Here is a 13,851-nt window from a genome sequence, read left to right as displayed (position 1 = left end):
TTCCTGTCGGTATTAATCCAAATGACAAAGGTAAATGTGATCGTGTTGCTGGCGCATATCGCAGCGGTAACGGGTGAATTGGCCTTGGACAGTGATGTTTTTTAGCATGACATCTGAGTTAATGGAGAACAGGCCATTAGGGTGAACGGTGTCGCCCGTTTCATGGATAACTCCGCTAACAGGTTGCCCGTGCGGGTCTTTGAAAAAACCGCTGTAAAGCAGGTTCAGTGTGATATTGGCTTTGCTCGAAAATACTTGTCCAGGGTGAGCGCGGACGATGCTGACCGGCAACTGAATATTCATATCTATGTCACTACGGTCATTATGAGTCCGAACAAAGAAACGGTCTTGGTAGCGGGGAACCGGTATTACATAAATACCGTTACCCGTTATCGGATGACCTTCGGCGCGGAAGCTGTAGGGCGTGTCGGCTAAGTTGGGTGTCTCTATCAGTAATGCGGTTCCGCTGTAGCTGCTGCGGCCTAATGCTATCCCTTGCGGGCTGATGGCTAGCATACTGTTATAGTTGATGCCACCGTTGGCTATTTTGTTATCAACCCCCATTCGTACAGAGACGTCTCCTCTGCTGCCGCTGCGATTAGCAAAACTGCCGAAACTGTTTGTTTTACCGCTGGTACTGCCATCAACACCGAAGGCGCTGGTGCCATAGTTATCGCTAAACTCTTTTTGATAACTGGCACTGGTAGTCAGCGTCTGCTGGGCATAGGCACTATTGATACTGGCGCTACTTTTGAGCAGGGATAGGCTGGTATTGAGGAAGATTCCGTAATTATTTTGGCTGCTCCATTGCCCCCCTTTTTGTACCCCGAGGGATAGGGCCAGCCCAAATTGTGGTTGCCGCCAGTCCCAGCGACTTTGGATACGATGTTGTTTGCTATTTTTATATTGATTGAATTGATAACTCAGTTGGGTTGGCCCAAAACGACGGCTATAAGAAGCCGATGTGCTGCCATCATTAGGCGCGTATATTGATACATCCGGTGTTTGGTAACGGGCTACGGATGCATACCCCAGACCAGAATTCCCACCCGTCAGGCGCAAATATCCCCCACTGTGTTTTTCGCCAGACATCAGACCCAACGTGGGGGTGAGATCAACATCAAACAGGTTCCAAGGGCGAGATGCATTACCCTCGACGGCCCAGTGTTTGGCGGTGTCTTTAAGTAGCGTAATAGTGGTTTGCAGGCTGTTAAGATTCATGCTGCGGCCAAATTGCATCAGGTGAGGGTGATTATTGCTACGCATCGCGCCGTTACCTAGGGTAAGGAACCAACCATTATTAGTTTGTGTACCGATATTGCTGATGGTTTGGCTGTCCTGATTGATCACTTTCCCGGTGCGATCCACTAAACGAATCTCAACGTTGTAATAGCCGCCCGGCAGTTGGCTGTAATCAATTTCATTGCGCCCCAGTTGCGCGGGAATACGGCGGATGAGTTGGTTATCACGGTAAATTTCAAAATCACCATCGCTGGTGGCATATAGCACTAAACTACCTGCCGAGGGCTTATCAATGGCCAAATAGTTTTGGCTACCCAGTGTTATGAATTGGTCTAAGGCTGGATTGATCAGGGTATGAATACTACCCGCGCTATTATCCAGGTTGTTTTGCCGGCCAGCCCGTAAATAGTGTGCCTGAAAGTTCTTTTGCAGATACCAACTGCCAATGCCCATTTGGGTCTGTTGCCAGTATTGCGGTTGATTTGCGAATGAGCCATTATTCTTCATGCGAGTGGTATTATAAAACCAATTGGCAGAGCCAAAAGATTGGAAGGGCAGACCGAGGTATCCTTGCCCTCTGGCTGAAACTGCGCGGTAATTTTTTGCTGTTATGCGCAGGTCAACGAATTGATTATGTACCACCCCCCAGGAGGTTACCGGCATTAGATAGTGATTGCTGTTATTGGTTATTGTTACCACATGATTAACTTTATCTACGGTAATTCGATGGCCTGATAAGATATAGTCACAGCCATTTTGGCACTGTAAATAAGGTATTTGAGGTAGAATACGCTCTAATAATATAATGGATTGTTCATCAATATGGTTATCACGATATTGCTGTTGGTCGAAGCTTAACTGTTGCTTTTTATCTGAAAAGAATAATGGGCTAGGTAAGGTTACTCCGTCTAATATACCGAGCAATTGCAGGGTGTTATGTTCTTCCACGGCGGAAAACCCGGCGGGAACTAAATGTTCAAAAGTTATATCTTCGGCGTGAGCTACATTAAATGCTGCAACCGATAAAATAAACAGAGTGGCCTGGTTTATTATTGTTTTTTTTGTCATTGGATTCCATTCCATTGATAACTATGGCGACATGCTTACTCCCTTGGATGATATATTTTTTATTTTAATGGCTCTGGTTACACCATTGCGTTATATATTTTTCAAAAGGAGCATGCAGTCAGGATGTTACCTCCTGACTGTATGTATTAAATATAAGGAAGTTATGATGTTTTACTTAATTAGATATGTTCTTCAATAACAAACTTGGCAATGCCTGAATATATTTCTCCAGCGACAGCACCTTGAGGTTCCTTAGCGCTTATTTTTAGTTCAAGAATGGCTTCATTGTTAATTAAATCAAAGAATTGATTTAATTGTCGCGCACCGCCAAGGATATTAACCGGAGACTGTAATTGTTTACCATCTATTGTTATTAGGTGATGGGTAAACGTATCATTTTTCCCATTTTTCAAGGAAAAGTCTTCCAGAAGTGCAATTTTAACCTTGTTAGCGCCGCTGGCTTTTATTTTAATGTTTTCTTGGTGAGTATGTGTTCCGTCGTTATTATTAGTATCATAACTAAGTGTGATATTATTGAGTTCACTGTCGTTAGCCTTGCTCAAGCTTACTTTTGAGTGGATTTCAGTCTCAACATGAATATCTTTATTTAGCGGTTGAGCATAGGCGCTGCTACTAGAAAATACAGCCATGGTTATAATGGAAAGTAGAGTTTTTTTCATCACAGATACCTGATAGTCCGTTATATAAAATCCTTGCCAGAATGGAAAGGTGTTGATGATTCTTGTGGCTTATATGTTGTATGTAGCAATGATAACGAGGGCGTTAAATAATGCGTAAATATAACATTCCTCACAAGCCGGGCAGAACACTAACATGCTTACCAACATTAATTCAATAATGATTAACGCGAATTAATTAAAGAAAAGTAATTTATATTTATTTATTGAATGAACAACTGATGAGTATATTTAATTATTGTTGTCTGCGTGCGTAAATAGGAATATTACTAACCTGCTTTCGTCACGGACCTGTCATTTTTCTGTCATATCAATCGTATATTTCTGTCATGAAATAGTGTCATGTTTGCTTGCGAACAAAAAATGATTTATTTCGCTCACTTGTTGCGATTAATTGATGTGAGCCAGACCGATTTATTCAGGGGCCAGATATGTTTAACAATACTATTCGTAAAACGTCGATTTTTAGCGCACTGAGTTTGGCATTGAGTGCCAATGCTATGGCGGTGACCGAGATTCCTTTTTGGCATTCAATGGAGGGGGAGCTAGGTGTCGAAGTTAATTCATTAGCTGACCGCTTTAACCAGTCTCATACCGATTATAAAATCGTGCCGGTTTATAAAGGCAACTACGAGCAGAGTCTGGCTGCGGGAATTGCCGCTTTCCGCTCCGGTAAAGCCCCGGCGATTTTGCAAGTGTATGAAGTGGGTACTGCCACCATGATGGCCAGCAAGGCAATTAAGCCGGTATATCAGGTATTTAAAGACGCCGATATCAAATTTGATGAGTCTGTTTTTGTCCCTACGGTGGCAGGCTATTACACTGATGCCAAAACCGGCCATTTATTGTCTCAGCCATTTAACAGCTCCACACCAGTGCTGTATTACAACAAAGATGCGTTCAAAAAAGCGGGTCTGAACCCGGATCAACCGCCTAAAACCTGGCAAGAACTTGCCGCAGATACCGCCAAATTACGGGCTGTGGGATCACCCTGTGGTTACGCCAGCGGCTGGCAAGGCTGGATTCAAATTGAGAACTTCAGTGCATGGCATGGTCAACCCATTGCCAGCCGTAACAATGGTTTTGATGGTACCGATGCGGTACTGGAATTTAATAAGCCAGTACAGGTTAAGCACATCCAGTTGCTGTCAGATATGAATAAAAAAGGTGATTTCACCTATTTTGGCCGTAAAGATGAATCGACTGCCAAGTTCTATAACGGTGATTGTGCCATTACCACCGCCTCTTCCGGTTCGCTGGCTGATATCCGCCATTACGCCAAATTTAACTATGGTGTTGGCATGATGCCTTACGACGCTGACGAGAAAAATGCGCCACAAAACGCCATTATCGGCGGTGCCAGCCTGTGGGTGATGGAGGGCAAAGATAAAGACACTTACCAAGGCGTAGCTGAATTCCTGCAATACTTGGCTCAGCCAGAAATTGCTGCCGAATGGCACCAAAAGACGGGCTATCTGCCAATCACTACTGCCGCCTACGAGCTAACCCGGCAGCAAGGTTTCTATGAGAAGAACCCAGGTGCTGATGTCGCCACTCGCCAGATGCTGAACAAGCCGCCATTGCCTTACACCAAAGGCTTACGTTTGGGCAATATGCCGCAAATTCGTACGGTGGTGGATGAAGAGTTGGAAGGCGTGTGGACCGGTAAGAAAACGGCTCAGGAAGCGTTGGATAACGCGGTGAAGCGGGGTGATGTGCTGTTGCGCCGTTTCGAGCAAGCAAACAAGTAACGTTATTTGGCTACTTTACTTGTCAGTTTGGGATTGGGTAGTGCTCGGGCTTCTCACGTACGATATGCACGCTACGGAGCCTGTGCGCTGGCCGCACCCAAACTGGAAAATCAACGAGTTATATTGTGTCGTAAGTAACACCACGTTAGATAAACGGTTAATTCTATGTCATCTTCCCGTCCCGGTTTCTCCTGTAGTTGGTTACCTTACCTGTTGGTATTGCCTCAACTGGCGATAACGGCTGTTTTCTTCCTATGGCCTGCGGGGGAAGCGCTGTGGTACTCAGTGCAAATGCTGGATCCATTTGGCCTCTCCAGCGAATTTGTCGGCCTGAACAATTTTATTCAGCTATTTCAGGATGAATATTATTTAGCCTCGTTTTACACCACGCTGATTTTCAGTGCGCTGGTGGCGGGCATTGGCCTGATTGTTTCGTTATTTTTGGCCGCGATGGTGGATTATGTCGTGCGTGGCAGCCGTATCTATCAAACATTAATGATTTTGCCTTATGCCGTGGCCCCTGCGGTGGCAGCGGTGTTGTGGATCTTTTTGTTTAGTCCGGGGCTGGGTTTGATAACCCATTTTCTGGCCACGCTCGGTTACAACTGGAATCACGCACAAAACAGTGGGCAGGCGATGTTTCTGGTGGTTCTGGCCTCGGTGTGGAAGCAAATCAGTTACAACTTTTTGTTCTTTTTGGCCGCACTACAATCCATTCCTCGCTCATTAGTTGAGGCTGCGGCTATTGATGGGGCGGGTCCGATACGCCGTTTCTTCAATCTGGTATTGCCACTGATCTCGCCGGTTAGCTTCTTCCTGCTGGTGGTGAATCTGGTCTATGCCTTCTTCGACACGTTCCCGGTTATTGATGCGGCGACCGGCGGTGGCCCGATGCAGGCAACCACGACCCTCATTTATAAAATTTACCGCGAAGGTTTTGCCGGACTGGATTTATCCAGCTCTGCCGCCCAGTCGGTGGTGCTGATGTTACTGGTGATTGGTTTGACGGTTATCCAGTTCCGCTTTATTGAGCGTAAGGTGCGTTACCAATGATTGAGAATCGTCGCGGACTGGATGTTTTTTGTCATGTCATGCTGATTATCGGCGTGCTGCTGATCTTGTTCCCGCTGTATGTGGCTTTTGTGGCCGCCTCGCTGGATGACACTCAAGTGTTTCAGGTGCCAATGACCCTGATCCCTGGGCCATATTTGTGGCAGAACATCAGTCACATTTGGCACACCGGCGTGGGTAATAACAGCGCACCCTTCGGGCTAATGCTGTTTAACAGTTTTGTGATGGCTTTTGCGATTACCGTCGGCAAAATCACGGTATCGATGCTGTCTGCTTATGCCATCGTCTATTTCCGCTTCCCGCTACGCAATCTATTCTTCTGGCTAATTTTTCTCACGCTGATGCTACCGGTAGAAGTGCGTATTTTCCCGACTATTCAGGTGATTGCGAACCTGAATATGTTAGACAGCTACACCGGTCTGACCTTGCCACTGATGGCGTCGGCCACCGCAACGTTCTTATTCCGTCAGTTTTTTATGACCTTGCCGGATGAGTTATTGGAAGCGGCGCGAATTGATGGCGCAGGCGCGATGCGCTTTTTCTGGGACATCGTATTGCCGCTGTCAAAAACTAATTTGGCCGCGCTGTTTGTTATCACTTTTATCTATGGCTGGAACCAATATCTCTGGCCAATCCTGATTACCAGCGATGCCTCTATGGGCACGGCAGTAGCGGGGATTAGAAGCATGATTTCTAGCTCGGGTGCGCCAACCCAGTGGAATCAGGTGATGGCAGCGATGATCCTAACTTTAATTCCACCGGTCGCGGTGGTCCTTCTGATGCAGCGTTGGTTTGTACGCGGCCTGGTAGACAGTGAGAAGTAATCTGATATGGCATGTTTAAAGCTTCAGGCAGTAACCAAATCTTATGACGGCGTGACGCCGGTGATTAAACACATTGATTTAGATGTCGCTGATGGCGAATTCATCGTCATGGTTGGCCCCTCTGGTTGTGGTAAATCGACACTACTGCGTATGGTTGCGGGGCTAGAGCGCACTACCAGCGGGGATATCTATATTGATAACCAGCGGGTAACGGATCTGGAGCCTAAAGACCGCGGCATCGCCATGGTCTTTCAGAACTACGCGCTGTATCCCCACATGAGTGTGTTTGACAACATGGCCTATGGCCTGAAAATCCGTGGTTTTGGCAAAGAGCAGATCCGTCAACGAGTCGATGAAGCTGCGCGTATTCTGGAACTGCAACCACTGCTCAAACGCAAGCCGCGTGAGCTCTCCGGTGGCCAGCGGCAAAGGGTGGCGATGGGGCGCGCCATTGTGCGTGAACCCGCGGTTTTCCTGTTCGATGAGCCACTTTCCAATCTGGATGCTAAGTTACGGGTACAGATGCGCCTTGAACTGCAACAATTGCACCGCCGGCTAAAAACCACCAGCTTGTATGTTACGCATGATCAGGTTGAGGCGATGACACTGGCACAACGGGTGATCGTGATGAACAAAGGTGTGGCGGAGCAAATTGGTACGCCAAGTGATGTGTATCAACGGCCTGCATCACTGTTTGTCGCCAGTTTTATCGGCTCTCCCGCCATGAATCTGTTAGCCGGAACCGTTAGCCCGGATGGGCGGTCATTTATTTTATCTGATGGGCTGATTTTGCCGCTGGACGTTCCACGGCCACAATGGGCTGATCGCCGCTTGACCCTGGGGATCCGCCCGGAGCATATTCAACAAACAACCTCAGCACAGGGGGTGCCGATGGTGTTATTGAACCTAGAATTGTTAGGCGCGGATAATCTGGCGCACGGTCTATGGGGCGGGCAGAGTGTTATTGCGCGTTTATCCCACGAGGAAATGCCTGCTGCGGGCAGTACACTGCATTTATACTTACCGCCAACAGCGCTGCACTTTTTTGATTCAGATAGCGGACTACGGATGGAATTATGACTAAAGACTGGCCTTATCCTTCGATTGTTGCCCATCGCGGTGGCGGTTCACTTGCGCCGGAAAATACCTTGGTCGCCATCGATGTCGGTGCTCGCCATGGCCACAAGATGATTGAGTTTGATGCCAAATTATCGCAAGACGGCCAGATATTTCTCCTGCATGACGACACACTGGAGCGAACCAGCAATGGCTGGGGTGTGGCCGGAGATTTACCCTGGGAAAAGCTGATTCAGTTGGATGCAGGTGATTGGTACAGCCCCACATTTCAGGGGGAGCGCTTGCCTCTGCTCTCGGAGGTAGCTGCCCGCTGTATTCAGCACGGCATGGCGGCTAATATTGAAATTAAACCGACCACCGGTGTTGAAATTCCTACCGGTCGGGCCATTGCTTTGGCGGCGCGCCTATTGTGGCAAGATCAGGCGATCCCACCCTTGTTGTCGTCATTTTCGATTGAGGCACTGGCAGCGGCACAGCTTGCGGCACCTGAGTTACCCCGAGGCTTGCTGCTGGATAAATGGGACGACAACTGGCCGGCACTCACCCGTCAGTTGGATTGTGTTTCTTTGCATATTAATCATAAACAACTGACAACAGAGCGGGTGGCGTTACTCAAAGCGGCTGGGTTACGTCTTTTGGCCTATACCGTGAATCAACCGGCTCGTGCGCAGGAATTGTTAAATTGGGGCGTTGACTGTATCTGTACTGACCGTATAGATTTGATTGGTACGGACTTTATCGGCTGCTGACCTCATCCTATAAGTTATTCCTGCCCGCCATAATAAACAGGTCAGCCATTCTTACCTTTTCGGGCTGACCTGGCCCGGTTTGACAGGAAGTGAACCATGCCCGTTTTTGTTATTTCGCTCTGGCACCAGATTGTCTTATCTTCACCGTTGTTTGTTCTACTCGCGCTGGGTTACTGCTTGGTGCGATTTGGTCAATGGCCGTCTACCATTACCGATGGTCTGACCCGCTTTGTTTTCTCCCTCGCGTTGCCTGCTATGTTGTTCCGCATGATGTGTGATTTCTCAACGCGCCCAGCAGTTGACGCCCGTTTGTTGATTGCCTTTTTTGGCAGTTGCCTGGTGGTGTTTGTTATTGGGCGGATTATTGCCAACCGAGTATTTCATCTGGATGGTGTGTCCGGTTCAGTATTTGCCCTCGGTGGGATTTTTTCCAACAACGTCATGTTAGGGCTGCCGATCGCCACTATTATGCTGGGGGAAAAATCTATCCCGGCGGTGGCATTGGTCTTGGTGTTTAACGGCCTGATTTTGTGGACATTGGTGACGATTTCGGTGGAATGGGCGCGCAATGGTTCACCAACAATGGCAGGCTTTGTGAAAACGGCCCGCAGCGTACTGACCAACCCACTGATTATCGGTATTATTTCCGGCACATTATTCAGCCTGACCGGTTTGCAATTGCCGCAGTTTATCGACCAACCGGTAACGATGCTGGGTCAGGTAGCTCCGCCGCTGTCACTGATCGTATTAGGGATGGGGTTGGCGGAATACCGCGTGACCGAAGGCTGGCAAATTAGCAGCGCGATCTGTTTTCTCAAATTGATTGTGCAGCCAATGGTGATTTGGGTACTGGCATGGGCGATGGGCTTGCCAGCGCTGGAAACCCAAGTGGTGGTATTACTGGGATCGATGGCAACTGGTGTGAATGTTTATCTGATGTCACGTCAGTTTAATGTGCTGACCGGCCCTGCGGCTGCCAGCTTGGTGATGTCTACGGTGCTGGCCGCCGTTACCACGCCGCTGATCCTGACGATTATCGGGGCGGGAATGTAACTACCGAGCGGCTCAATAAATCATTTGGGGCAGTGCCAGAGATAAAAATCGCTCAAATGGGTTAAATATAAGCAGATGTAAACCGGGTTCGTGTAAAACTTGTGTTCCACTTCCGCTACAATTGCACTTTATCATCTCAATAAGTCAATTTATCGTGTTGCTACTGGTTGTTACCACCATCTTATGGGCATTTTCTTTTAGCCTGATTGGCGAATATTTGGCAGGGCAGGTGGATAGTTGGTTCTCTGTGCTGATGCGCGTCGGGCTGGCCGCGTTGGTCTTTTTACCGTTCCTGCGCTGGCGAAACATCAACTGGCGGGTGATCCTGCTGTATATGGCTGTGGGGGCAATCCAGTTAGGTATCATGTACTTGTTCAGCTTCCGTGCGTATCTCTACCTGACCGTACCGGAATTTTTGCTGTTCACCGTGATGACCCCGCTGTATGTCACTTTGATCTATGATGTGCTGCGACGCCAGCGCCTGCGTTGGAGCTATGCCTTAAGCGCATTACTGGCGGTATTGGGGGCGGGCATTATTCGCTATGACCACCTGAGCGAACACTTTTGGTGGGGATTGCTGCTGGTACAGGCGGCAAATATCTGCTTTGCCATTGGGCAAGTGGGTTATAAGCGGCTAATGGAAGTCCATCCGATCCCGCAGCATGTGGCATTTTCATGGTTTTATGTCGGCGCTTTGGTCGTCGCTGTCATCGCCTGGTTTGCCTTCGGTAACCCACAAAAATTGCCTACCACATCATTGCAATGGGGCGTGCTGGTCTGGCTTGGTATCGGTGCCTCGGCATTGGGCTACTTTATGTGGAACTATGGCGCGACACAAGTTGATGCCGGTACCTTGGGTATTATGAATAACGTGCATGTGCCGGCTGGGTTACTGGTGAATCTGGCTCTTTGGCAAGAAAAGCCCCATTGGCCCAGCTTTATCATTGGAGCGACGGTGATAATGGCTTCGTTATGGGTACACCGGCGTTGGATCGCTCCGCATTCTTTACAAACGGCAGACTCTCGCAGGCGTGCTGCCGGGCCGAACGAATAAAAGCCTCAGTGACCGGTTGACGCTGTTCTCCATCACGGACTGCGGCGTATAACCGGCTCCATAAACCCTTTCCCAGTGTTTTCGTCACCACCAATCCCTGACGTTCAAAACTCTCCACCACCCAGTGTGGCAGGGCAGCGATCCCCATTCTTGCTGACACCATTTGAATAAGCAGCAAAGTATTATCCACGTTTTTCAACTGCGGAGTAATGCCCGCCGGTTGCAGGAAATGCCGCCAGATATCTAACCGCTGCCGCTGAACCGGGTAAATCATCAATACTTCTGGTGCTAAATCTTCTGGTTCGATACGGGCTTTATTCGCCAATGGGTGGTCCGGTGCCAGGACTAAACGCACCTCAAAATCAAACATTGGCGAATAGTGCAAACCACTGCGCGGCAGAATATCTGATGTCAGAACCAGATCCAGCTCCCCTTGCTGCAACGCAGGTTGTGGATCGAAAGTTACGCCTGATCGGAAGTCCATCGCCACTTGCGGCCAACTTTGGTGGAAACTATCCAACGCCGGTGTCAGCCACTGAATACAGCTATGGCACTCAATTGCGATGCGCAGCGCGGTTTGGTGCGGCTCGTTACAAGTTTGGAGTGCCTGTTTGATCTGTGGCAGCACTTGCTCTGCCAGTTGCAACAAGATCTCACCCTGGGTGGTGAAACGCAGCGGCTGGCTTTTACGTACAAACAGACGAAATCCCAGACGTTGCTCCAGATCGCTGAATTGATGGGACAAGGCCGATTGGGTCTGATGAAGTTGTGTCGCCGCCGCAGCCAGTGAGCCGGTATTACGCAAAGCTTGCAGGGTGCGTAAGTGTTTCAGTTCGATCATGAGAGTCCTTCACAGTGACAGTGAACAAAATGCGCTTGTGGAATATACAGTACCTGCGGATTATGGATGTGTAAACATCTGGATGGCTAAATGGGAAATATGACGATGACAATTTTAAATCACACACTGGGTTTTCCGCGTGTAGGTCTGAAACGTGAACTGAAAAAAGCACAAGAAAGTTACTGGGCAGGCAACTCCACGCAAGAGGAATTGCTCAATGTGGGTCGTGAATTGCGCGCCCGCCATTGGCAACAGCAACAGCAAGCTGGCATTGACTTACTGCCAGTCGGTGACTTTGCATGGTATGACCATGTACTGACCACCAGTTTACTGCTAGGTAACATCCCTGAGCGCCATCAAAATGCTGATGGTTCTATCGATTTGGATACCCTCTTCCGTATTGGCCGTGGCCGTGCTCCAACCGGTAAACCGGCGGCGGCGGCAGAAATGACCAAATGGTTTAATACCAACTATCACTACATGGTGCCAGAGTTCCAACAAGGCCAGCAGTTCAAACTGGGCTGGACTCAATTACTGGATGAAGTAGACGAAGCGCTGGCGTTGGGCCATAAAATCAAGCCGGTACTGCTTGGCCCGGTTACTTATCTGTGGCTGGGTAAAGTTAAGGGTGAGCCGTTCGACCGCCTCTCCTTACTGAAAGATATTCTACCGGTTTACCAGCAAGTGTTGGCTAAGCTGGCGAAACGCGGTATCGAGTGGGTACAAATTGACGAGCCGGCATTGGTACTGGAGTTACCACCAGAGTGGCTGGCAGCTTTCCAACCGGCCTACCAGGCGCTGCAAGGTCAGGTCAAATTATTGCTGACCACCTATTTCGACAGCATCGGCCATAACCTCGACACTGTCCGTGCACTGCCAGTGCAAGGTCTGCATGTCGATGTGGTTGCGGGTCAGGATGATATTGCTGATCTCAATGCAAAACTACCAAAAGAGTGGCTGTTATCACTGGGTGTTATCAATGGCCGTAACGTATGGCGTGCTGATCTGAGTCACTGGTTCGAACGCTTGCAACCGCAGGTTAATAGCCGCCCGTTGTGGCTTGGCAGCTCTTGTTCCTTATTACATAGTCCAATTGATTTAAGTGAAGAAACACGCCTTGATGCAGAAGTGAAGAGCTGGTTTGCTTTTGCACTGCAAAAATGTGCTGAACTGGCTTTGTTAACACAAGCGTTGAATGCACCGAGTGAAGCCAAACTGGCTGAACTGGCAGCATACAGTGCACCGATCCGTGCCCGTCGTGCTTCCAGCCGTGTACATAATGCGCAAGTTGCACAACGTCTGGCGGCAATTACTGCGCAAGATATTGAACGTCAATTGCCTTATGAAGCGCGGGCAACCACTCAGCGTAAACGTTTTAACTTACCTGCCTGGCCGACGACGACTATTGGTTCATTCCCGCAAACTACTGAAATCCGTGGCCTACGTCTGGACTTCAAACAAGGTCGTTTAGACGGAAAAAACTACCGTATCGGTATCAGCGAGCATATCAAGCAAGCTATTGCAGAGCAGGAGCGTCTAGGTCTGGACGTGCTGGTTCATGGTGAAGCTGAACGTAATGATATGGTTGAATATTTTGGCGAGCATCTGGATGGTTTTGTCTTTACCCAAAATGGGTGGGTACAAAGCTATGGTTCACGCTGCGTCAAACCGCCAGTCATTATTGGTGATATCAGCCGCCCAGCAGCGATTACGGTTGAATGGGCCAAATATGCCCAATCCCTGACGGACAAACCAGTAAAAGGCATGTTGACCGGCCCGGTCACTATCCTCTGCTGGTCGTTCCCGCGCGAGGATGTCAGCCGTGAAACCATTGCCAAACAAATTGCTCTGGCACTGCGTGACGAAGTAGAAGATCTGGAAAAAGCCGGTATTGGCATCATCCAGATTGATGAGCCTGCCTTACGTGAAGGCTTACCTCTGCGTCGCGCTGATTGGCAAGCCTATCTGCAATGGGCAGTCGATGCCTTTAAACTGAATGCGGCGATTGCGCAAAACGATACACAAATCCACACCCATATGTGTTATTGCGAGTTCAATGACATCATGGATTCCATTGCTGCGCTGGATGCTGATGTGATTACCATCGAAACTTCTCGCTCAGATATGGAGCTGTTGGAATCATTTGAAGATTTCGCTTATCCGAATGAAATTGGCCCCGGCGTTTATGATATTCACTCACCGAATGTGCCAAGTGTAGAATGGATTGAAGCTTTGTTACGTAAAGCCGCGCAGCGCATCCCGGCAGAACGTTTGTGGGTTAACCCTGACTGTGGTTTGAAAACCCGTGGCTGGCCGGAAACCCGTCAGGCACTGGCAAACATGGTCCTGGCAGCGCAACGTCTGCGTGAAGAACAGATTGAATAGCGGTTTACTCTGTCGCTGTATTCTTTACCTTATATTGT

11 protein-coding genes are annotated in these 13,851 nt (G+C 48.7%); 8 read left to right on the top strand and 3 right to left on the bottom strand.

Annotation, left to right across the window (positions count from 1 at the left end; genetic code table 11):
• Positions 1-12: 12 nt before the first annotated feature.
• Both AEP37_RS03655 and AEP37_RS03650 read right to left on the bottom strand, forming a co-directional pair.
• On the bottom strand, positions 13-2,325 hold the full coding sequence (locus AEP37_RS03655; protein WP_082170673.1) for a TcfC E-set like domain-containing protein: 2,313 nt from the start codon (positions 2,323-2,325) through the stop codon (positions 13-15).
• 164 nt (positions 2,326-2,489) lie between these two features.
• Complete coding sequence (locus AEP37_RS03650) at positions 2,490-2,990, bottom strand: CS1 type fimbrial major subunit (RefSeq protein ID WP_049610046.1); 501 nt, start codon at positions 2,988-2,990, stop codon at positions 2,490-2,492.
• Positions 2,991-3,439: 449 nt separating this feature from the next.
• On the opposite strand from AEP37_RS03650, the gene ugpB reads away from it, so the two are divergent.
• The 7 genes from ugpB to AEP37_RS03615 all read left to right on the top strand — a co-directional run bounded on the left by ugpB (position 3,440) and on the right by AEP37_RS03615 (position 10,587).
• Positions 3,440-4,759: a sn-glycerol-3-phosphate ABC transporter substrate-binding protein UgpB gene (gene ugpB / locus AEP37_RS03645; RefSeq protein WP_049610043.1), complete on the top strand. Its 1,320-nt coding sequence runs from the start codon at positions 3,440-3,442 to the stop codon at positions 4,757-4,759.
• A 165-nt stretch (positions 4,760-4,924) separates the two neighbouring features.
• The gene (ugpA, locus tag AEP37_RS03640; protein WP_049610040.1) at positions 4,925-5,812 is read left to right on the top strand and encodes a sn-glycerol-3-phosphate ABC transporter permease UgpA; all 888 of its coding nucleotides are present in this window, start codon (positions 4,925-4,927) and stop codon (positions 5,810-5,812) included.
• The gene (ugpE, locus tag AEP37_RS03635) at positions 5,809-6,654 is read left to right on the top strand and encodes a sn-glycerol-3-phosphate ABC transporter permease UgpE (RefSeq protein ID WP_049610038.1); all 846 of its coding nucleotides are present in this window, start codon (positions 5,809-5,811) and stop codon (positions 6,652-6,654) included. Before ugpA ends, ugpE begins: the two co-directional genes overlap by 4 nt.
• A 6-nt stretch (positions 6,655-6,660) precedes the next feature.
• Positions 6,661-7,734, top strand: coding sequence for a sn-glycerol-3-phosphate import ATP-binding protein UgpC (locus AEP37_RS03630; RefSeq protein WP_049610033.1), 1,074 nt, complete (start codon positions 6,661-6,663; stop codon positions 7,732-7,734).
• Positions 7,731-8,480, top strand: coding sequence for a glycerophosphodiester phosphodiesterase (gene ugpQ / locus AEP37_RS03625; RefSeq protein ID WP_049610030.1), 750 nt, complete (start codon positions 7,731-7,733; stop codon positions 8,478-8,480). Before AEP37_RS03630 ends, ugpQ begins: the two co-directional genes overlap by 4 nt.
• Before the next feature lie 96 nt (positions 8,481-8,576).
• Positions 8,577-9,533, top strand: a complete 957-nt coding sequence (locus AEP37_RS03620) for an AEC family transporter (protein WP_049610026.1) — start codon at positions 8,577-8,579, stop codon at positions 9,531-9,533.
• Positions 9,534-9,687: 154 nt separating this feature from the next.
• A complete protein-coding gene (locus tag AEP37_RS03615) occupies positions 9,688-10,587 on the top strand; it encodes a carboxylate/amino acid/amine transporter (protein ID WP_049610023.1) in 900 nt (299 codons plus the stop codon).
• Here the strand turns inward: AEP37_RS03615 and metR are convergent.
• Entirely contained in the window at positions 10,475-11,428 is a 954-nt protein-coding gene (gene metR / locus AEP37_RS24185) for an HTH-type transcriptional regulator MetR (protein WP_053101936.1), read from the bottom strand. The genes AEP37_RS03615 and metR overlap by 113 nt on opposite strands.
• Before the next feature lie 105 nt (positions 11,429-11,533).
• Here metR and metE point away from each other — a divergent pair, with 105 nt between their 5' ends.
• Positions 11,534-13,813, top strand: coding sequence for a 5-methyltetrahydropteroyltriglutamate--homocysteine S-methyltransferase (gene metE / locus AEP37_RS03600; protein ID WP_082170681.1), 2,280 nt, complete (start codon positions 11,534-11,536; stop codon positions 13,811-13,813).
• The last annotated feature ends 38 nt before the right edge of the window (positions 13,814-13,851 follow it).

It is taken from the genome of Yersinia pekkanenii, from assembly GCF_001152565.1.
In the GTDB taxonomy this organism is placed as follows: Bacteria; Pseudomonadota; Gammaproteobacteria; order Enterobacterales; family Enterobacteriaceae; genus Yersinia; species Yersinia pekkanenii.
This window is presented reverse-complemented; position numbering and strand designations above follow the sequence as displayed.